This is a genomic window from Euzebya rosea, from assembly GCF_003073135.1.
Lineage (GTDB): Bacteria > Actinomycetota > Nitriliruptoria > Euzebyales > Euzebyaceae > Euzebya > Euzebya rosea.
In genome coordinates, this window is the sequence record NZ_PGDQ01000006.1 from 1 (window position 1) to 17,849 (window position 17,849).

Genomic DNA, 17,849 nt, shown 5'->3' on the forward strand with positions numbered 1-17,849 from the left:
GGAGTGGGTGCCGGTCGAGCCGGGGGTGGTGTGGGCGAGGGTGGTGTTGCCCTGCTCGGTCCAGCCGTTGGTGGTGGCCTCGACGTCCTGCTGGTCGGCGCTCAGCAGGTTCGTCGGAGGTGTGGAGGAGGCTGCGGCCGAGGACGGGGTTGGCCCGGCGAGCAGGACCACTGCCAGCAGGGCGGACAGCACACCGAGGGGGTGCAGGCGGGAGGTTCGTGTCATGAGGGAGGGACTCCGGTGAGTGGGTCGGGGGATACCCACCGTGTCGACCCTCGTTGTGTCCGGATTTAGCCCGCCCATGCATGCGGAGACCAGAATGACTCAAGGCGACTAGTCATTTCTTCAATGCAGCGTGATGTGGGCGCACCCACAGTCGCGATCCGTGCGCTCCCCGCTCGGCGGTGGCGTTGGACGCCCGCCCCTACTCGCTCCGGGGGGACGGGGACGTCGTCGTGGCCCGCGGGGCGACCCATTCGGTCGGCTGGTGCCGTCGACGAAGGCTCCGGCGGCGGATGCGTCGCACCGTTCCCACCACCGACCGGGCCTTGTCCCGCGGGGACAGGGACAGCCAGAGGTGCCACGCCGGCATGTTGGTGTACCTCGGAGCCGCCACGCCCAGGAGGCGCGACACGAGGATCCGTGCCCAGACCGCCCCGCGCGTCCGCCGCAGGTTCGGCTGCGACCGCGGGAGCAGGGACGGGTCGACGCGCGCGGCGACGACGTGGCCGGCCGCGATGGCCTCGGCCAGCGCGGCACGCCCCCGTGGAGTGCGGACCAGGATCAGCGACGAACCCGCCTCGCCCGGGTCGAGCGTGCGGTACCAGGGGTCACCGACGGCGATGTCGGCGAACTCGCCGGTGTGGTCGATGCAGACGTGGCAGCGCCACTGCCGGCGTGACTGCAGCTGTCCCCACGAGTCCTCGTAGCTCGTCCGCCGCGTCACGACCTGTCCGTCGACGATGCCCCGGACCTCCGCGTCGCCGGGCCAGCCGTTGCCGCGGTACCGAACCGAGGTGATCTGGCCCGGATCGTCGAAGCCGAGGCGCGCGGCGAGCTCGATCGTCGCGCGGGTCGATGGCGTGCCCGCGCAGAAGATGCCGACGGTCAGCTGCAGCCGCTCGTCGAGCCGAGGGTCCAGCCGCGCGGCTCGTCGGGCCCCGGCGATGTCGCAGGGCTTGCCGATCATCGCGCACGGACCCGGTTCCGCCGCGACGACGCCGAGCCCGTCGCAGGGGCTTGCGGGCGCGTACCGCGATCCGGCCGCCGACACGACCTCCTCGCGAGTCCGGCTGAGGACGGTCCGGTTGAGCAGCGGCGCGGTCGGATCGGCTGCCGTGTGCAGGACGCCGCGCATCCCCCCGTCGGTCAGGCAGTGGACCGCCAGCGCCGTGGCGACGCCGCCGCTGGAGCCCCGGAACCGGATGTCGGGGTCCGCGGCGTGGCCCTCCCAGACCTCCAGCACCGGGCCCCAGTCCGGGAGCAGGTCGGGGTCGCTGTCGACGGGGTGCGAGGAGGGATGCCCCATCGCGATGCCCGGGCACGCACCCAGGGCTCGGGCGGTGTCGGCGCCCGGGGCCACCAGCGGGCGACGGCCCTGGTCGACGTCGTTGATCATCCGTATCTCGCCGGGCTGGACGAACGCACACGTGCCGCAGCCAGTGCAGAGGTTGCGGGCAGCCACGTCCTCGATGCCGGCGATCGGACTCACGAGCCTGCCCCCACCAGGCGGTCGACGACGTCGAGGATGGCGTCGCGCTGCGCCACTGCGTGGCCGACGGCCACCGGGACGGACCGCTCGAGGACCGTACGGATCGCCCGGCGTTCCTCCCACCCCTGCAGGACGGCCGCGACGACGTCCTCGGTACCGTCCCGGCGCGCATCGACCACACGATCGGCCACACCGAGGGTGCGGAACACCTCCGCGGTCTTGGGGCTGTAGGCGATCGCGCATGTCGGCACCGATGACGTCAGCGCCGCGATGGTGGCGTGCATGCGGGTGCCGCAGAAGAAGTCGGTTCGGCCGATGAGCCACTTGGTCTCCGCCGCACCGAGCTCGGTCGGCGCGACGACGAGCCTCCGGTCGTGGACGTCGGCGGCCAGCGCGCGGCAGGCGACGATGTCGTTGCGGACGTGGGGGACGAGGAGGACCGTCACGCCCGCCTCGAGGAGGCCGACCACGATGCCCCGGACGGTTCGGTCGTAGTCCACAGCGAGGCCGTATCGCTGCCCTGCATCGGGACGGCCGTACAGGAGTCCGCTGACGTTGACCCCGGCCACGGGCGCCCCGGGAACCATGCCCCACGTTCGCTCGACCTGCGCCATCACGTCGGGTCCGGGAGGTGTGGGCGGCAGCGTGAACGCCATGTCGACGCCCCGGTGGTGGCGTGCCGGGTCGTGGTGCGGCCCGAGCATCCTGACCATCTGCCGGTGGCTGTCCGCACCTCGCGCCCAGGCCGCGGTCGCGCCCCGCAACAACGCCGTGGCCTGGTGCAACGTCCGACGGTGGCGGAACGGCCCGTAGGTCTGCGGCAGCAGCACCAGGGGGCGTCCAGCGGCCAGCGCGAGTCGTTTGCCCGCGGCCGTGGTGGCGAACCGTTCGCGGCCGTAGAGGTCGGTGAAGCTGTCCCCTGCGGTGAGGTCCAGCACCACGTCAGCGGACAGGACCGCAGCGGCGCCCGGGTTGCCGAGCCCTCCGGCTCGGGCGGCCACCCGCGTGGTGAGCTGGTTCTCGGGGCGGGTGTAGCGCCGCCCGCCACGGAAGCCGACACAGTCCACCGTCACGGTCCGATCGCCCACCACGAACGTGCGGCGACGGGCCCCGAGCCCGTTGTCGAACACGGTGATGACGGCGTCGGGGTGGCGACGGGAGAGTCCGTCGACGGTGGCCAGCATCAAAGCCGACACCCCGTGGTTGCCCGAGTCCGGAGCCGCGCCGAACAGGCAGATGCGCGGGCCGGTGCCGACGGCTTCGCCGTGGCGGACGGTGCGCGTCCTCGAGGACATGGTGGGCCGCTCAGCTGCTGGTGTCGTCGGTGAGATCCACGACGACCTGTCGGGTCGGGTCGTGCGTGGGGGCCAGCGCCTCGATGATGGCCGGCAGGTCGTACACGCTCACGGGGCCGTAGTCGACCGAGCGGTCGAAGCGGTGGAGGTTGACGCGGGTGTTGCCCGAGGTGTCGTTGACCAGCTCGATGACCAGTCGCAGCGAGATCGTGTCGTCCATGTCGATGGACGTTCGCCCAGGGTCATCAACCGAACGCAAACTCTCCCGCTCGGTGCCGGTGACGGTGCCGGCGTCGGTGCCCTTGCCGGCGTCGGCTCCGCTGGCCGTGTCGGGGCCGTCGGGTTCGTGGGCCAGGCCCTCGAGGAACGCGCCGAGGTGCTGCAGCGGCATCCGTGTGGTGGTCCTCGCCCCCCGGACGATGACCTCCGACGGATGTCCGGGTTCTCGGACGAGGCCGAGGACCAGACGGCGGTTCGTGGTGACCACCCATGGAGCGTTGTCGGCGGTCGTCAGAGGATCGTCAACTCCACGCTGCCTCAGGCCACCGAGGCCGGCGTCCGGTTCGTGCCGCGATGACGACGCAGGAACGCCTCGGCTTCGGCCTCGCGAATCCGCAGCCCCTCCCGGGCCGCGATCGAGCGGGCGGCCTCGGCGAACCCGATCGCCCCCCCGGGTCGCCCGAGTGCGTCCAGGACCTCGGCGTGGCACAGGAGCATGACGGTCTGCTCCCGTGGGAACGGCCGCCCCCCGCTGGCAGCGACGGCGCGGCCCAACGACCGGTTCGCCGCATCGGGGTCGCTCGGGGCCTGCAACGCCGCCAGGCGGGCGTAGGCCTCCGCCAGGAGCAGCGTCGCACCGCTGTGGCTGCTGACCAGGATGCTCTGCTGCACCATCTCCGAGGCGTGTTCGTGGTCGCCGAGGGCAGCGTGCGCGCGGGCGAGGAGCAGGTTCAGCCACACGAACTGCATGGCAGGTGCACGCCCCGATACCGCTGTCGCCGTCTCCAGCCGGCCGAGGGCTGCCGCTGGGTCCCCACGTTCCAGGAGTATCTCGGCCTCGATGGCGTGATGCGGGCTGCGCGGTGCACGATCGGCTGCACGCGCGGACACGGTGAGCGCGCGGTCGACGTCGTCTGCACCGACCTCGTGCAGCGCCCGGGCGAACCAGCCAGCGGCGATCCCGTTCAGGCGGGGGTACTCCACTGACATGGTCCAGGCACGTTCGAGCGTCTCCATCGCCTCGGGAGCCTGTCCCACCCACAACCTCGGTGACGCGACGCCCAGCAGGGCCTGGACCATCAAGGCTCGCGATCCGGTTCGTTCGGCGATCGCGGCCGCCGTGCGTCCGGCTCTCGACGCGTCCTTGATCCGGCGGGTGGCGAGGTACTGCACGCCGAGGTGGGAGCGGCTGCGGACCTGCAGCATCGGATCGGCTGCTCGGTCGGCGAGCACGACCGCTGCCGAGGCCGCCTCGGTCGCCCTCGGCACCGACCAGCGCGCCAGGATGCGGGCCCCCGTCATCTCGACGTGACAGCGCTCCACGACGTCGTTGTCCGGCACGGCACTGCGCGCCAGCTCGTACCAGCCGTAGGGGTCGTCACCCGGCGCCTGGAGGGCCGCGCGACGCCGGTACAGGCGCGGCAGCAGGTCCGGGGCGTCCGTGCTCGCCATGGCGATCGCCGCATCCAGCGCGCGGACCATGACGTCCTCCTCGACCCCATCGGAGGCCTCCAGGACCGCAGCGATCCCTGCCAGCCGGTCGGAGGCGCGCGCCCCCTCGGTCAACACCTGCAGCTCCGTGGGCACGGGGAGCATCCCGCTCGGACCGTCCTTCAGGGAGACGACATCCGGCCGCGAGACGTCCATGCTCCGAACCGGCGCGCCTGCCTCCACCCAGTGCCCGAGCCGGGCGGTCCTGCTCGTGGGGAAGGCGGTGCACCGGGCGATCCGTCGATGCAGCTGCCGTCGGACGCTGGGGCGCAGCCAGCGGTAGGCAGCCAGCCGGGTGTCCTCGTCGGCGAACGACCAGCTGCCCTCGTTGCGTTGGAGCACACCGCAGTCCTCCAGGACGTCGAGGGTGCTCTCCACGGCATCGGTGTCGGGCACCAGGTGGCGGAGGCCCGGTGCGTCGGCCGGAGTCCCCAGCACTGCGAGCACCTCCAGCACCTCCAGCTCGCTCGGGGTCAGGCGCTCCCTGGCCCGTTCCACGATCTCCTCCGGCCTGCCCTCCGGCGCCACTGACGACGGAGGGTCGACGTCTTCGGACTCGCCGACCAGCTGGTGGCGAACGCACTCGTCGATCAGCAGCGCGGGGATCCCGCCGGAGCGATCGAGCAAGCCCTGGCGCACGTCGGGATCGGCGGTTCGCTCGAGGACCAAGTCGATCAACCGTGCCGCCTCGTCCCGTCGCAGCGGGTCGACGCCGACCACGTCGCCCCGGCCGGTCACGTCGTCCCGAGCGGCACCAGCGGTGACCACGGCCAGCGGCACCGACAGGTCGGCGAGCTCGTCGGCCAGGAGGGTGAGCGACTGGGTGTCGGCCCACTGGGCATCGTCAACGCACAGCAGGGTGGGCTCCGAGACGGTGATGCGACCGTCCTGGCCCACGATCGGCCGGAGGATCCGTTCGTGGGCGCTGCCGGGGGCCAGGCCCTGCACGGAGTCCAGCCTGACCAACGTGGCCACACCGTCGGTGTACTGCGCGATCTCGTCGAGCAGGCGGCTCTTGCCGACGCCGGGTTCACCGACGAGGTGCACGAGGATCGCGTGTCGCGCGCGGAAGGCGCTGCCGATCCGTTGCTGCAGGTGCTGACGCAGGACCTGTCGGCCGACGAAGGGCACCGCGGGGCGCGCGGCCACCTTGCGCAACAGCCCGAGGTGGAGCGCATCGGTCCGCTCCGAGGGGTCGGCGCCCAGCGTGTCGACCAGCGCGTTCCGGCAGCTCTCGTATGCCCGCAGGGCGCGGCCCGTTTCGCCGAGGTGGGCCGAGGACTCCATGAGGGCGCGGCAGGCTCGTTCGGAGCAGGGGTCGATGCCGGCCGCCCGGTCCGAGAGCATCTGGGCCAGGCGCCAGGCCCCGATCGAGATCGCGGCCTCGGCGGACTCGACGAGCAGGGACAGGTGCAGCTGGTGCAGGTGCCGCCGCTGCTCGTCGATCCAGTCGGCGCCCGGCCAGTCGTCGGAGATGTCGCCCGCGAACGTGGCGAGGGCGCTCTGCGCAAGCGCGAGGCCGCTCTCGGCATCCTCCATCATGTACCGGCGGCGCACTCGTGCGACCGAGGCCTCGAAGGCACCCGCGTCGACCCATGCCTCGCGAAGCACCAGCGTGTCGCCCTCGCGCTGGAGGCAGTTGCTGCCGACGGCCTTGCGGACCTGCGAGGCGGCCGTGCGCAGGCGCGCCCTCGAGCGGCCGGGATCGACTCCGGGCCAGATGGCCTCGAGGGCCACGTCGACGGGCACGGGGTGCGGGGCCCTGAGCGCCACGAGGGCCAGCAGCGAGCGGGTCATCATCGTGCGCCAGTCCGATGCCGCGACGTAGGTCCCGTCGGTCCGCCGCACGCGAAAGGTCCCCAGCAACCGGATCTCGACCAACGCCACGGGCGGCCCCTCACTACCTTGCCCGGCCCCTCCGGTCCGTCGTGCGGTCCCGCCACACGCGGTGTGGAGCCCACTTGTCCGTCGCCCCTCCCACGGGGCCTCCTCACAGCGTCCCTGGTGCAGGCCCCGCCCTCACGGAGCTCGAACGCACTCAGGAAGACCTTTCGCGGTCAGGTATATAACGGTGCGTATGGCAACGCAACAGGGTCAGCCGGTCTTGATATACGCTGCGTAGTGCGAGCTGCCCGTATCGGGTCGAGCCTTTACCTTGTGCGCAGGTGGGTACACCATGCCCTCGTGGAGGGTGTCCTCCCCGTGCGGCCCAGCGGACGTCCGTGGGTCGCCGTTTCTTGACCCCGAGCTAGGAGAGATGTGAGCGAACGACTCGCGACGAACCAAGAGATTCGCGCAAAGGAAGTCCGTTTGATCGGACCCACCGGTGAGCAGATCGGCATCGTGCCGCTGAAGATCGCCATCGATGCGGCCCGCGAGGCAGACCTGGACCTTGTCGAGGTTGCGCCCAACGCACAGCCGCCCGTGGCCAAGGTCATGGACTACGGCAAGTACGTCTACGAGCAGGAACGCGCTGCCCGCGACGCCCGGAAGAAGCAGAAGGCGAGCGGCCAGAAGGCGATCCGCTTGCGGCCCAAGACCGACGACCACGACTTCGACACGAAGGTCCGGCAGGCCCGCAAGTTCCTGACGCAGGGCTACAGCGTTCGCTTCCAGGTCATGTTCCGCATGCGTGAGCTGCGTCGCCCCGAGATGGGTCTCGCGCTGCTCGACAAGGTCATCGAGGACCTGTCCGACGTGGGGACCGTGGAGAACCGCTCCGGTCTGCAGGGTCGTTTCGCGACCATGGTCATGGCGCCCAAGGCAGGCGCCTCGTAGGCCATGACGGGGGGCGGCCGGGTCGTCATCGGTGATCGGTCCGTTCGGACGTCGTGTCACGGTTGCCGATGGGGGTGCAGGCTGCCTATACTCGTCGTTCCATCGCGTTGGCGGTGGTTTTCCTATGCGGGCAGGTCGCTCTCCGAACGGCCCGTTTGCACAGGGGCGTAGCTCAATTGGCAGAGCGTCGGTCTCCAAAACCGAAGGTCGTGGGTTCGATTCCCTCCGCCCCTGCCACACCAGGCCGGTGGTCCCCTCCAGACGGGTGACCACCCCTGTCGGACCATTCCGGTCCCCCACCGCCGTCCTCCGGCGGTGTTCCCGAGCCAGACCGCGACCCTCAGGCGCACGATGAGCGACACAACCAACACCGGCGGACCCGAGCGCGCCAAGCGCACCGGTCCCGGCCAGTTCATGAAGGAAGTCCGCGTGGAGCTCCGCCGCGTGGCGTGGCCCTCGCGTCAGGAGGTCGCCCAGTACTCCCTGATCGTCCTGGCCGTGACCCTCGTGCTCGGCGCCATCATCTTCGGCCTCGACCAGCTGTTCGGCCAGATCGTCTTCTGGATCTTCGGATGAGTGCGGACGACGTCGAGGACCTGCAGGCTCAGGCGACCGAGGACGACGCTGCCGACACCCAGGCAGCGCCTGCGGACGCTGCCGAGGTCGAGCCCGAGGCAGAGGACGCCGCTGACGCCGATGCCGACGCAGACGACGAGGACGGCGACGACCTCGACGACCTGCTGAGCGCGGCTGGTGTCGACGACGAGTCCGACGAGGACGCCGACACCGAGGACGCCGAGACCGAGGACGTGTCCGCCGAGGCCGACGCCTCCGACGCCGACGAGGCCGCGGAGGAGGAGCCCGTCGAGGTGAAGCCCAAGCGCTTCGACCCGATGCGCCTTCCGGGCGACTACTACGTGGTCCACACCTACGCGGGCTACGAGAAGAAGGTCCAGGAGAACCTCAACAGCCGCATCCAGTCCATGAACATGGACGACCGGATCTACGACATCATCATCCCGACGGAGGATGCGGTCGAGATCAAGGGCGGCAAGAAGCAGCAGGTCAAGAAGAAGGTCTTCCCCGGCTACGTGCTGGTGCGCATGGACCTCGACGACGAGTCCTGGTACGTGGTCCGCAACACGCCGGCCGTGACCGGGTTCGTCGGTCCCCCCGGTGCACGCCCCGTGCCCCTCTCCCGCGCCGAGGTCGAGAAGATCCTCGTCCAGCCGGAGGAGGAAGAGGAGACCACCAAGACCAAGAAGACGACGGTCGACTTCGACGTCAACGAGAACATCCGTGTGACCTCCGGCCCCTTCGCCGACTTCACCGGGACGATCTCGGAGATCAACGCCGACCAGGAGAAGCTGAAGGTCCTCGTGTCGATCTTCGGTCGCGAGACCCCCGTCGAGCTGACGTTCGACCAGGTCGCCAAGCTGTAGCAACCCCCCGATCCAGGGGCCAACGCCCCCGACCCCCGATCCGTGGGAGGGCGCGAATCCCTCCGCCACGTGCGGAAGCGCCCACTCGTACCACGAAGGAGACACATCATGGCAAAGAAGGTCATGGGCCTCATCAAGCTCCAGATCCCGGCCGGCCAGGCCACCCCGGCGCCCCCCGTGGGCCCGGCGCTCGGCCAGCACGGCGTCAACATCATGGAGTTCTGCAAGGCCTACAACGACAGGACCCAGGCCCAGGCCGGGAACGTCATCCCGGTGGAGATCACGGTCTTCGAGGACCGCTCCTTCACCTTCATCACCAAGACGCCGCCGGCGGCCAAGCTGCTGCTGAAGGCCGCCAACCTCGAGAAGGGGTCGGGCGAGCCGAACCGCAACAAGGTCGGCCAGATCCAGCGTGACAAGGTCCGCGAGATCGCCGAGATGAAGATGCCGGACCTCAACGCCAACGACATCGACGCCGCCACGAAGATCATCGAGGGCACCGCCCGCTCGATGGGCCTCGTCGTCGTCGACTAGCAGGCACCGAAGACCCCGATTCCGACGTGGGAGGGCGGCCAGCGTGCCGTCCGCCTGCACCACTCAGGAGACACACCAATGGCAAAGCGTGGAAAGCGTTACGAGGCCGCAGCGGCCAAGATCGACCGTGACAAGGTCTACAGCCCGTCCGAGGCCATGACCCTCATCAAGGAGACCACGACCGTCTCCTTCGACCCGACCGTCGAGGTCGCCCTCCGCCTGGGCGTCGACCCGCGGAAGGCCGACCAGATGGTCCGGGGTTCGGTCATCCTCCCCTCCGGCACCGGCAAGACCAACCGCGTCGCGGTGTTCGCCGAGGGTCCCAAGGCCACCGAGGCCAGCGAGGCCGGTGCCGACATCGTCGGTTCCGACACCCTCGTGGAGATGATCGAGGCCGGCAACCTGGACTTCGACGTCGTCATCGCGACGCCGGACCAGATGGGCAAGGTCGGTCGCTTCGGCAAGGTGCTCGGCCCGCGTGGCCTGATGCCGAACCCCAAGACCGGCACGGTGACCATGGACGTCGCCAAGGCCGTCGGCGACGCCAAGGGCGGCAAGATCGACTTCCGCGTCGACCGGCAGGGCAACGTGCACGCCGTGATCGGCAAGGCGTCGTTCGCCGCCAAGGACCTGTGGGCCAACTACAACGCCCTCATCGAGGAGCTCCAGCGCCTTCGTCCGGCGTCGGCCAAGGGTCGCTACATCCGCAGCATCGCGGCGTCCACCTCGCAGGGTCCCTCGATCCGCGTCGAGCCCCGCAGCCGCGACGAGTGGGAAGCCGACGGGGCCGTGGCCTCCGAGGCTGCAGCCACCGCCTAGCGCGAGAGGAACACCCCAGCCGATGAGCTGGACCAGTCTGACGGCCGCCCAGCAGGATTCCCTGCTGAGGCGGCCGTTCGACCATTTCGCCCGGTACCGGCTGGCGGCGGAGGTCATCTCGGCCACCGTCGGCCCGGATGCCCGCGTCCTGGACCTGGGCGGCGGCCCCGGATCGCTCCAGGCCTTCATGCCGGACGCGACCGTGACGTCCACCGACCTGTTCCAGCCGAGCGAGTGGTTCGAGCAGGCACCCCGGCTGGTGCTGGCCGACGGCGCGGCGCTGCCGTTCGCCGATGACGCCTTCGACGTCGTCGTGTCGATGGACACCCTCGAGCACGTCCGTCCGGAGTCGCGGGCCGCGTTCCTGCGCGAGACCGCACGGGTGGCCGCAAGGTGGGCGTTCGTGCTGTGCCCGTTCGAGGCGCCCGGTGTGGCCGACGCCGACACCGCGCTGCGGGAGTACGTCGCCAACCGCTTCGCCCCGGACATGCCGACGATCGCCATCCTCGACGAGCACCTCGGCTACGGCCACCCGGACCTGGAGGCCAGCCGCGCCCTCCTGGAACCCTTCGGCCCGGTCGCCGTGATGCCCAGCGGCCGCATCGACCGCTGGTTCGCCGGCATGCTGACGTTCTTCCACCTGCTGGCGATCGGTGACGACGAACCAGTCGAGGTCACGCAGCGCTTCCTCAACCGCGCCTTCTACGAGGCCGACATCGCCGAACCGGCCTACCGCCACGCGCTGCTGCTGCGGACCGGCGAGGATTCCTCGACCCCCGAGGAGGTCATCGCGCCGTTGCTCCGGCGTGCGGACGCGCACGCCCATCGCGACGCCGACCTCGACCTGTTCCGCGTCATCCTGCAGGAGGCGCTGGTGCGGTCCACGACCGAGGCGCGACGCGACCGCGCCGAGGCGCTGGCCCGGCTGGAGGACGTCAGGAGCACCGCCGTGGAGGCCGCACGGGCTGACCGGGATGCGGAGATCGCGGCGTTGCGGGCACAGCTCGATCGTGTCAAGCAGGACGCGAGGGCACACCGGGAGGCACACGAAGCCGCCGTCGCCCGGGCGGAGGCGGCCGAAGCGGAGCTCGACGCCGTTCGCGGGTCCCGCAGCTTCAGGGTGGCGCGGACCGCTGCCGGCGCCGCGTCGCGCATCGTGCCCGGCAAGCGGCGGTAGTCCCACCCGACGTCTGGATGTTGGGTGACCGTGGTCACCGGCCGTAGGATCAAGGGAGTGCTGGATCCCTCCACTTCGCCGCCGTCCGATCCCACGTCCTCCGTCCCCTCCACGGCCGCGACGGACGGACCACCTGCCGTGGCATGGACCAGCCCGACCGCACAGCTGATCGACCCTCGCTTCTCTGCGGTCGCACGCGCCTTCGAGGCCCTGTACCGCAAGCCGCGCGACGGAGGTGGGGCGCTGGCGGTCTACCTGCACGGCGAACCCGTGCTGGACGTGTGGAGCGGCTTCGCCGACGTGCACTCCGGCCGACCGTGGCGGTCCGACACCATGGCCATGTCGTTCTCCACCACCAAGGGCGTCACGAGCACCCTGGTCCATCGGCTCGTCGCCAGGGGCGTCCTCGACGTCGACGAACCCGTCGCCACGTACTGGCCGGCCTTCGCCGCCCGGGACAAGCACGACCTGCTCGTCGCCGACGTGATGACGCATCGCTCGGGCCTGCACCGGGTCCGCGGCATCGCCGAGGCCAGCGGGGACCTGCTCGACCATCGCCGCATGGCGGACGTCCTCGCCGGGCGACGTCCCGAGGACACCCGCGGGGTGCCGGCATACCACGCCATGACCTACGGCTACCTGATCGCGGCGATCGTCGAGGGGGCCACGGGCCGACCCTTCGAGGCCGTGCTGGCCGACGAGGTCCGTCGCCCGCTGGGGCTCGATGGCCTGTACATCTCCGCGCCCGTGGACCAGCACCAGCGGATCGCCCCGTTCTTCGAGACGATCGCCCCGTTCGGCATGAGCCTGTCCGCCGTCGGGCACTGGGTGAAGAAGGTCGACCGGTTCCGTCCGTTCGTCGATGCCCTGCTGCCGCACGGCTTCGACGAGATGATGAACTCCCCGGCGATGTGGCAGGCCACCATCCCGGCGGCCAACGGCATGTTCACCGCCCGGTCGCTGGCCCGGATGTACGGGGCGCTGGCCAACGGCGGGGTCATGGACGGCGAGGAGTTCCTGCCCCATGACGTGCTGCAGGAGGCCGGCCGGGTGCGCACCAAGGATCGCGACCGGGTCCTCGGGTTCCGGATGCGCTGGCGGCTGGGCTACCACCAGGCCTTCACCGCCGACCGCCGCAACCAGCCCCGCATGGCCTTCGGCCACTACGGCCTGGGTGGCTCGGGGGCCTTCGCGGATCCCGAGACCGGGCTGGCGATGGCGTTCGTCACCAACAAGCTCGGCCGCGGGTCCACGCCGGTCGCGGACTTCCGGTTGCCGAGGCTGGCCGCGGTCGCCCTGGCGGCGGTGCGAACGCCCTGACCGTGGTCACGCCTCCTCCACGACCACCAGTCCCTGCATCCACGGATGCGGCGTGCAGTAGTAGGGGTACTCGCCGGCCTCGTCGAAGGTGAAGGCGAACGTGTCCCCGGGGGCCATGTCGCCGGAATCGACGCGCCCGTCGGGATCACCCGCCCGGCCGTCGGAGGATCCGGTGGTCACGGTGTGGGGCAGGACGTCGTCGTTGGTCCACGTGACCGTCGTGCCGACGGGCACGACGATCGCCGGTGGGTCGTAGGCGCGGTCGCTGTTCTGGGGGTCGAACGCCCCGTCGGGGATGCTGACGGTGTCGGTGGCCACCGGGTCCGGGGTTGCGCCGTCCGTGGCGGGCGCCTCGGTCGCGCCGGTCGTGGCCGTGGCCCCGATCGCCGCGGCGGCCGTGCTCGTGAACAGCTCGGCGTTGTCGCGGCCCTCGATGACGACCATCCCGAGGGCGCCCTTGTAGAAGGTCCGGACCAGGGCGTGGTCGACCAGGATGACGGTGCTCGGGACGAGGCCGACGAGGTCGACGACGGTGCCGCCCCCGGCCACGACCAACGTCGACTGGGAGCCGCGGATCGGGGTGTTGACCTCGTGGGTGGCGGCCTCGGGCCACACGGCGTCCCAGTGGCTGCCGATCGGGTGGAAGTTGGAGTCCAGGTTCAGCCCCTCGTTGACCATGTGGATGCGGGCGCGCTGCCCCACCTCCATGCGAAGGGCGTTGTCGCCAGTCAGCGCGTCGGTCCTGCCGTTGAAGGTGACGTAGCGGGGGTCCTCGGCCATCAGGGCGTCGCGGTCGAGCTCGGCGATCCCGTCGCCGTCGGGCTCGCCGACGTACCACTCCGACTGCATCACCGCCCACTCGTGGTCGGTGTGCGGCATGGGTGTCTCGGGGTCCACCACGAACATGCCGTACATGCCACGGACGATGTGCTCCGGCACGTCACCGAACGCGCAGTGGTACATGAACGCGCCGGGGTACAGCAGCCGGACCTCGATGGTCGCGGCCTCGCCGGGCAGCACCGTCAGCGCCTCGGCGCCACCGCCCTGACCGGTCACGGCGTGGAAGTCGATGTTGTGGGCCATGGAGTTGCCGGCGAGGTTGGTCAGCCGGATGCGCGCGACGTCGCCGACGCGGCCGCGCAGGACCGGTCCGGGGGAGCCGCAGACCACGTCGTCGCCGGCGACCCGGTAGCCCCACATCATCGTGCTGACGTCGTTGGCGGGGTCCAGCGGGCAGACCCCCTCCAGGACCTCCAGGTCGACGTCGAAGACGGCCGGTTCGGTGCGCGCTGCGGCCGGGGGCATCTCCGGGGCGTAGGCGGTGTGGCGCTCGGAGGAATCGGCCACGGGCAGCGAGGCCCGCGGGACGAGCTCGGGGTGGATGGAGGGCAGCTCGTGACCCGGTGTCCACGTCAGCGCCGCCAGGGTGGTGGCGGCCGCTTCCTCGCTGGCCATGGCATCGGCGGCGCTGCGCTCCTCCGAGGACATCGCTGAGCAGGCCGCGGCACCGGCGCCGATCACCAGGGCGCTCATGACCTCGCGTCGACGGAGCATCGGTCCGGTTCGTTCGGGCATGGCGCGTACCTCCCTGGGGGCGACCGCCGGATGCGGCCCTGATGACAGTGGACCGCCGTCGGGCACGTCGGAGGAGGGGCGATCGACCCCCCTGGGGCGGGTCCTGGGTCCTCCTGTCCGGGTTCGATCCTGCGTCCAGCGGCAGTGGAATGGCCGATCGGCACGTTTCGCCGAACGCAGCGTGACCGAGGATGGGAACGTGGCCGCTTCCCCGCCCCCGCCCCCGTCCGCACGCCCCGTGCCGGGCGTGCGTCGCCGCGTCCTGCTCGCTGGCCTTCTCGTCGTGGCCCTCGCCCTCGTGCTGCTCGCCGGGGAGGCGCTGGTCGTCGGACGGGCCGAGTCACGCATCGCCAGCGCCGTCGCCGACCAGCTGGCCGTCGACGTCGAGGTCGACATCACCTCGCGGCCGGCGGCGGTGGGGGTGCTCGCGGGCAGGATCGACGCGGTCAGCCTGACCGCGACCGACGTACCGCTGGAGGGGCAACCGGTGACCATCGACACGCTGGAGGTCGACGCCAGCGGGATCACCTTCGACGGGGACGAGGTCACCGATGGGGCGGCGACGTTCCGGGCGGTGCTGGCGGAGGATCAGGTGCGCGCGGCCGTCCCCGTCCTCCTGGCTGGCCTGCTCGTGGTGACCGACGACGCGCTGGTCCTCGACGCCGGCCTGCTGCGCGTCCCCCTCGCCCTGTCCGTCGTCGACGACGCGCTTCGCGTCCGGCCCGACGGCGCGCTCGCGGAGGCTGCGGGCGCGCTGCTCGGCGACCCGGACGGCTTGGTCGATCCGATCCCGCTGCACAGCCCCGACGGTGTCGTCGTCACCGGCGTCGTCGTCGAGCCCGAGGGGCTGGTCTTCACCGGCACCCTGGACCCGGTCGTCCTGTCGCGCTGAACGGCCACCCGATCTCGTCGCGAGACGGGCGGCCGGGGGCCGGGAGTCGAGCTGGTGGGAGCTAGCTGGCGACGGCCAGCAGCGCCTCGCAGGCGTCAGCGCATGCGGTGCAGGCCTCGGCGCACTGCTGGCAGTGGTCGTGGTCGTGGCTGCTGCACTCCGCCGCGCACTCGCGGCAGGTCGCGATGCAGGCCTTGACGATCTCGCGCCAGCTGTCGCCGTTGGGTCCCGGTCGGGACAGGATCTCGGCGGTGGTCCGGCAGATCGCCGCGCACTGGGTGTCCAGGTCGATGCAGGTCACCATCGACGCGGGGTCGTCACCGTGCAGGCAGGCATCGGCACAGGTGGCGCACGTCTGGGCGCAGCGCAGGGCCGCGTCGATGGCGGCCGCGAGCTCGTCGAGGTCGAAGGTGTCGCGGGACGGATGGGTCGTGAGCATGTCAGCGGTGGTCATGGGGGATGTCCTACCCCGGACCCGCCGGTCGCCAACCGTCCCGCCACGGGGACCTACTGGCTGTCCGGCTCGCACTCCTTGACGTTCTCCACGCCGATGAAGCGCTGGATCTCGCACGCGGTGGTGGGGACGGGACCGGCGACGGCCGGGCCCGCCAGGACGGCGACGAAGAGGGCGGACAGGGCGAGGGCGAACACGCGGGACATGGAATGCCTTTCGGCTGGATTGGATGGGTCGTCAGCTGGTTCGTCGCCGGGGCGCGATCTCCTGCTCGACGATCCGCGGCATCGCGCCGTGTCGGGAACTGCGTCCCCGACGCCGGAGCCCGTGGTCCAGCGGTATCGTCGGCAGGCGCCGGCTGACGGCCACCGGTCGACCCTGCACGGCGTCCCGACACGAGGGGGTGTGCGTGACCACCTACGTCTCGGTGCTGGCCGGGTTGCGGCTGACCGCCGGCGTCCCCCTGCCCCTGCAGGAGCGCATCGCCGCGCGACTGGTCCCCCGACGGCTCGAGGGGGGTCGATGGCTGTTCCGGCAGGGCGACGTGGGAGAGGCCCTGTACCTCGTGCGCAGCGGACGCCTGGAGATCGTGCGGTCCACCGGCGGCGACGCCCGCGTGGTCGCGGTGATGCAGGCCGGGGACTCCCTCGGTGAGCTGGCGCTGCTGTCGGGCGGGACCCGTTCGGCCGGGGCCAGGGCGGTCCGGGACTGCGAGCTGCTGGCGCTGCACCAGCGCGACGTCGTGCCGTTGCTGTCGGATCCGGACTTCGCCGGCGCGATGCTCGGCGCCCTGACTGCCATGCTGCGGGCCGACCCCCCGGCGCGGGACGCGACCGCCCGGCGCACCGTCATCGCAGTCCTGGCCGACGACCCCCCACGAGGCTCCGCAGTCACCGCCGACCTCGCCGAGGCCATGGCGGCCGAGGGGATCCGCTGCGCGACCCTGGTAGATCCGCCGACGTTCGGCCACGACTCCCGCGACCTGCCGCACCGCATGTCCCGGCGGCTCGATCAGCTCGAGCGCACCCACGACGTGGTCCTGATGGACGGCGGTCCGCCGCGGGAGGACTGGGCACGGACCTGCGCTCGCCAGGCCGATCGCGTGGTCCTCCTCGTCACGCCGGCGACGGCCGTCCCCACCGACCGGGACGACCTGTCGGGCAGCGACCTGGTGATGCTCGGGGACGACCGATGTCCTCCGGCAGTCCTCGACGCGTGGCACGCCGCCGTCGCGCCCAGGGCAACCCACCGGGTCCGTGACGGGCACCGACGGTCAGACCTCGGTCGCCTCGTGCGACGGTTGACAGGGCGGGCGCTCGGGCTCGTGCTGTCCGGCGGCGGTGCGCGGGCGCTGGCCCACATCGGCGTCCTCGAGGCGCTCGAGCAGGCGGGGATCGTCATCGACCGGTTCGCCGGCACCTCCATGGGGTCCTTCGTCGGCGCCCTCGCGGCCACCGGCCGCAGCGCCGCGGACATCCGCGAGGTCGCCACCCGCGAGCTGGTGGACGCCAGGCCGTTCCGCGACTGGACGGTTCCGCGCACCGCCCTGATCCGCGGCGAGGACGCCGAGCGGATGCTGCAGCGGGTGTTCGGTGACCTCGACGTCCGGCACCTGGCCCGACCCTTCTTCGCCGTCAGCGCATCGCTGGACCGAGCCACCAGCGTCGTGCACCGCCGCGGGTCGCTGTGGGATGCCGTGGCCTGCTCCATGTCGTTGCCCGGCCTGGCCCCTCCCCGCTGGTGGGAGGGACAGGTCGTCGTCGACGGCGGCGTGCTGGACAACCTGCCGGTCACGACCATGTGCGCCGAGGACGAAGGCGAGGTCCTGGCCTCCGACGTCACCATGCGCCGCCTGCGGGACCGCGCAGGATCCGACGCCCTGCCGACCATCGTCGAGACGCTGACGGCCACGATGGCGCTGGCCAGCCACACCGAGGTCGACCGCGGCCGTCGCGCCGCACGCCTGGTCATCGACCCCGTGGTCGACCGGCTCGACCTGCTCGACTTCGGACAGATGGAGCTGGCCGTTGCCGCCGGCAGGATCGCCACCGAGCAGGCGCTGGAGGCCGCCGGCGACCTGCGCCGACCGGCCGCAGCAGCCCTGTTGCCCGACGCGGCCCGGGAGTAGCATCGGGCGATCAG

16 protein-coding genes, 1 tRNA gene and 1 pseudogene are annotated in these 17,849 nt (G+C 71.5%); 10 read left to right on the top strand and 8 right to left on the bottom strand.

All coding sequences use genetic code 11. The features are described 5' to 3' along the window. The 5 genes and pseudogenes from CUC05_RS09100 to CUC05_RS09120 form a co-directional block, all read right to left on the bottom strand. A pseudogene (locus CUC05_RS09100) lies at positions 1-225 on the bottom strand (hypothetical protein); the annotation flags it as partial. A gap of 199 nt (positions 226-424) precedes the next feature. Beyond that, positions 425-1,711, bottom strand: coding sequence for a Coenzyme F420 hydrogenase/dehydrogenase, beta subunit C-terminal domain (locus tag CUC05_RS09105; RefSeq protein WP_205712234.1), 1,287 nt, complete (start codon positions 1,709-1,711; stop codon positions 425-427). Then, entirely contained in the window at positions 1,708-3,006 is a 1,299-nt protein-coding gene (locus CUC05_RS09110; protein WP_108665800.1) for a polysaccharide pyruvyl transferase family protein, read from the bottom strand. The genes CUC05_RS09105 and CUC05_RS09110 overlap by 4 nt, the downstream gene beginning before the upstream one ends. Positions 3,007-3,016: 10 nt before the next feature. After that, positions 3,017-3,493 carry a hypothetical protein gene (locus tag CUC05_RS09115; protein WP_108665801.1) on the bottom strand — a complete coding sequence of 159 codons (477 nt, stop codon included), beginning with the start codon at positions 3,491-3,493 and terminating at the stop codon, positions 3,017-3,019. Positions 3,494-3,543: 50 nt separating this feature from the next. Continuing rightward, entirely contained in the window at positions 3,544-6,603 is a 3,060-nt protein-coding gene (locus CUC05_RS09120; RefSeq protein WP_108665802.1) for an AfsR/SARP family transcriptional regulator, read from the bottom strand. Between the two features lie 372 nt (positions 6,604-6,975). Between CUC05_RS09120 and infC the strand changes: the two genes are divergently transcribed. From infC to CUC05_RS09160, 8 genes are all read left to right on the top strand, one after another. After that, positions 6,976-7,494, top strand: coding sequence for a translation initiation factor IF-3 (gene infC, locus CUC05_RS09125; RefSeq protein ID WP_108665803.1), 519 nt, complete (start codon positions 6,976-6,978; stop codon positions 7,492-7,494). A gap of 161 nt (positions 7,495-7,655) precedes the next feature. Then, positions 7,656-7,731 (top strand) — tRNA-Trp (locus CUC05_RS09130). Between the two features lie 114 nt (positions 7,732-7,845). After that, positions 7,846-8,070 (top strand): preprotein translocase subunit SecE, encoded by a 225-nt coding sequence (gene secE / locus CUC05_RS09135; RefSeq protein ID WP_157965395.1) that lies wholly within the window; start codon positions 7,846-7,848, stop codon positions 8,068-8,070. Beyond that, a complete protein-coding gene (gene nusG / locus CUC05_RS09140; protein WP_108665805.1) occupies positions 8,067-8,936 on the top strand; it encodes a transcription termination/antitermination protein NusG in 870 nt (289 codons plus the stop codon). Before secE ends, nusG begins: the two co-directional genes overlap by 4 nt. A 108-nt stretch (positions 8,937-9,044) precedes the next feature. Next, positions 9,045-9,470 carry a 50S ribosomal protein L11 gene (gene rplK / locus CUC05_RS09145; protein WP_108665806.1) on the top strand — a complete coding sequence of 142 codons (426 nt, stop codon included), beginning with the start codon at positions 9,045-9,047 and terminating at the stop codon, positions 9,468-9,470. Positions 9,471-9,548: 78 nt separating this feature from the next. After that, the gene (gene rplA, locus CUC05_RS09150; protein ID WP_108665807.1) at positions 9,549-10,289 is read left to right on the top strand and encodes a 50S ribosomal protein L1; all 741 of its coding nucleotides are present in this window, start codon (positions 9,549-9,551) and stop codon (positions 10,287-10,289) included. A gap of 22 nt (positions 10,290-10,311) precedes the next feature. After that, positions 10,312-11,466 (top strand): class I SAM-dependent methyltransferase, encoded by a 1,155-nt coding sequence (locus tag CUC05_RS09155; protein WP_108665808.1) that lies wholly within the window; start codon positions 10,312-10,314, stop codon positions 11,464-11,466. A 138-nt stretch (positions 11,467-11,604) separates the two neighbouring features. Beyond that, positions 11,605-12,786, top strand: a complete 1,182-nt coding sequence (locus tag CUC05_RS09160) for a serine hydrolase domain-containing protein (protein WP_205712235.1) — start codon at positions 11,605-11,607, stop codon at positions 12,784-12,786. A 6-nt stretch (positions 12,787-12,792) separates the two neighbouring features. Here the strand turns inward: CUC05_RS09160 and CUC05_RS09165 are convergent, their stop codons facing one another. Beyond that, the gene (locus tag CUC05_RS09165; protein WP_170127963.1) at positions 12,793-14,361 is read right to left on the bottom strand and encodes a plastocyanin/azurin family copper-binding protein; all 1,569 of its coding nucleotides are present in this window, start codon (positions 14,359-14,361) and stop codon (positions 12,793-12,795) included. Between the two features lie 199 nt (positions 14,362-14,560). Here CUC05_RS09165 and CUC05_RS24610 point away from each other — a divergent pair, with 199 nt between their 5' ends. Further along, complete coding sequence (locus CUC05_RS24610) at positions 14,561-15,253, top strand: LmeA family phospholipid-binding protein (protein WP_170127964.1); 693 nt, start codon at positions 14,561-14,563, stop codon at positions 15,251-15,253. A 61-nt stretch (positions 15,254-15,314) separates the two neighbouring features. On the opposite strand, the gene CUC05_RS09175 is transcribed toward CUC05_RS24610, so the two are convergent. Both CUC05_RS09175 and CUC05_RS24615 read right to left on the bottom strand, forming a co-directional pair. Beyond that, positions 15,315-15,707 (bottom strand): four-helix bundle copper-binding protein, encoded by a 393-nt coding sequence (locus CUC05_RS09175; protein ID WP_108665810.1) that lies wholly within the window; start codon positions 15,705-15,707, stop codon positions 15,315-15,317. Between the two features lie 53 nt (positions 15,708-15,760). Then, positions 15,761-15,913, bottom strand: coding sequence for a hypothetical protein (locus tag CUC05_RS24615; RefSeq protein ID WP_157965397.1), 153 nt, complete (start codon positions 15,911-15,913; stop codon positions 15,761-15,763). Between the two features lie 203 nt (positions 15,914-16,116). Between CUC05_RS24615 and CUC05_RS09180 the strand changes: the two genes are divergently transcribed. Continuing rightward, entirely contained in the window at positions 16,117-17,835 is a 1,719-nt protein-coding gene (locus tag CUC05_RS09180; protein ID WP_170127965.1) for a patatin-like phospholipase family protein, read from the top strand. Positions 17,836-17,849 lie beyond the last annotated feature (14 nt).

Bases quoted from the DNA above. Each gene is read 5' to 3' on its own strand.
- nusG (WP_108665805.1), top strand. From the start codon at position 8,067: ATGAGTGCGGACGACGTCGAGGACCTGCAGGCTCAGGCGACCGAGGAC.
- CUC05_RS09175 (WP_108665810.1), bottom strand. From the start codon at position 15,707: ATGACCACCGCTGACATGCTCACGACCCATCCGTCCCGCGACACCTTC.
- secE (WP_157965395.1), top strand. From the start codon at position 7,846: ATGAGCGACACAACCAACACCGGCGGACCCGAGCGCGCCAAGCGCACC.
- rplK (WP_108665806.1), top strand. From the start codon at position 9,045: ATGGCAAAGAAGGTCATGGGCCTCATCAAGCTCCAGATCCCGGCCGGC.
- CUC05_RS09110 (WP_108665800.1), bottom strand. From the start codon at position 3,006: ATGTCCTCGAGGACGCGCACCGTCCGCCACGGCGAAGCCGTCGGCACC.
- rplA (WP_108665807.1), top strand. From the start codon at position 9,549: ATGGCAAAGCGTGGAAAGCGTTACGAGGCCGCAGCGGCCAAGATCGAC.
- CUC05_RS24615 (WP_157965397.1), bottom strand. From the start codon at position 15,913: ATGTCCCGCGTGTTCGCCCTCGCCCTGTCCGCCCTCTTCGTCGCCGTC.
- CUC05_RS09155 (WP_108665808.1), top strand. From the start codon at position 10,312: ATGAGCTGGACCAGTCTGACGGCCGCCCAGCAGGATTCCCTGCTGAGG.
- CUC05_RS09165 (WP_170127963.1), bottom strand. From the start codon at position 14,361: ATGCCCGAACGAACCGGACCGATGCTCCGTCGACGCGAGGTCATGAGC.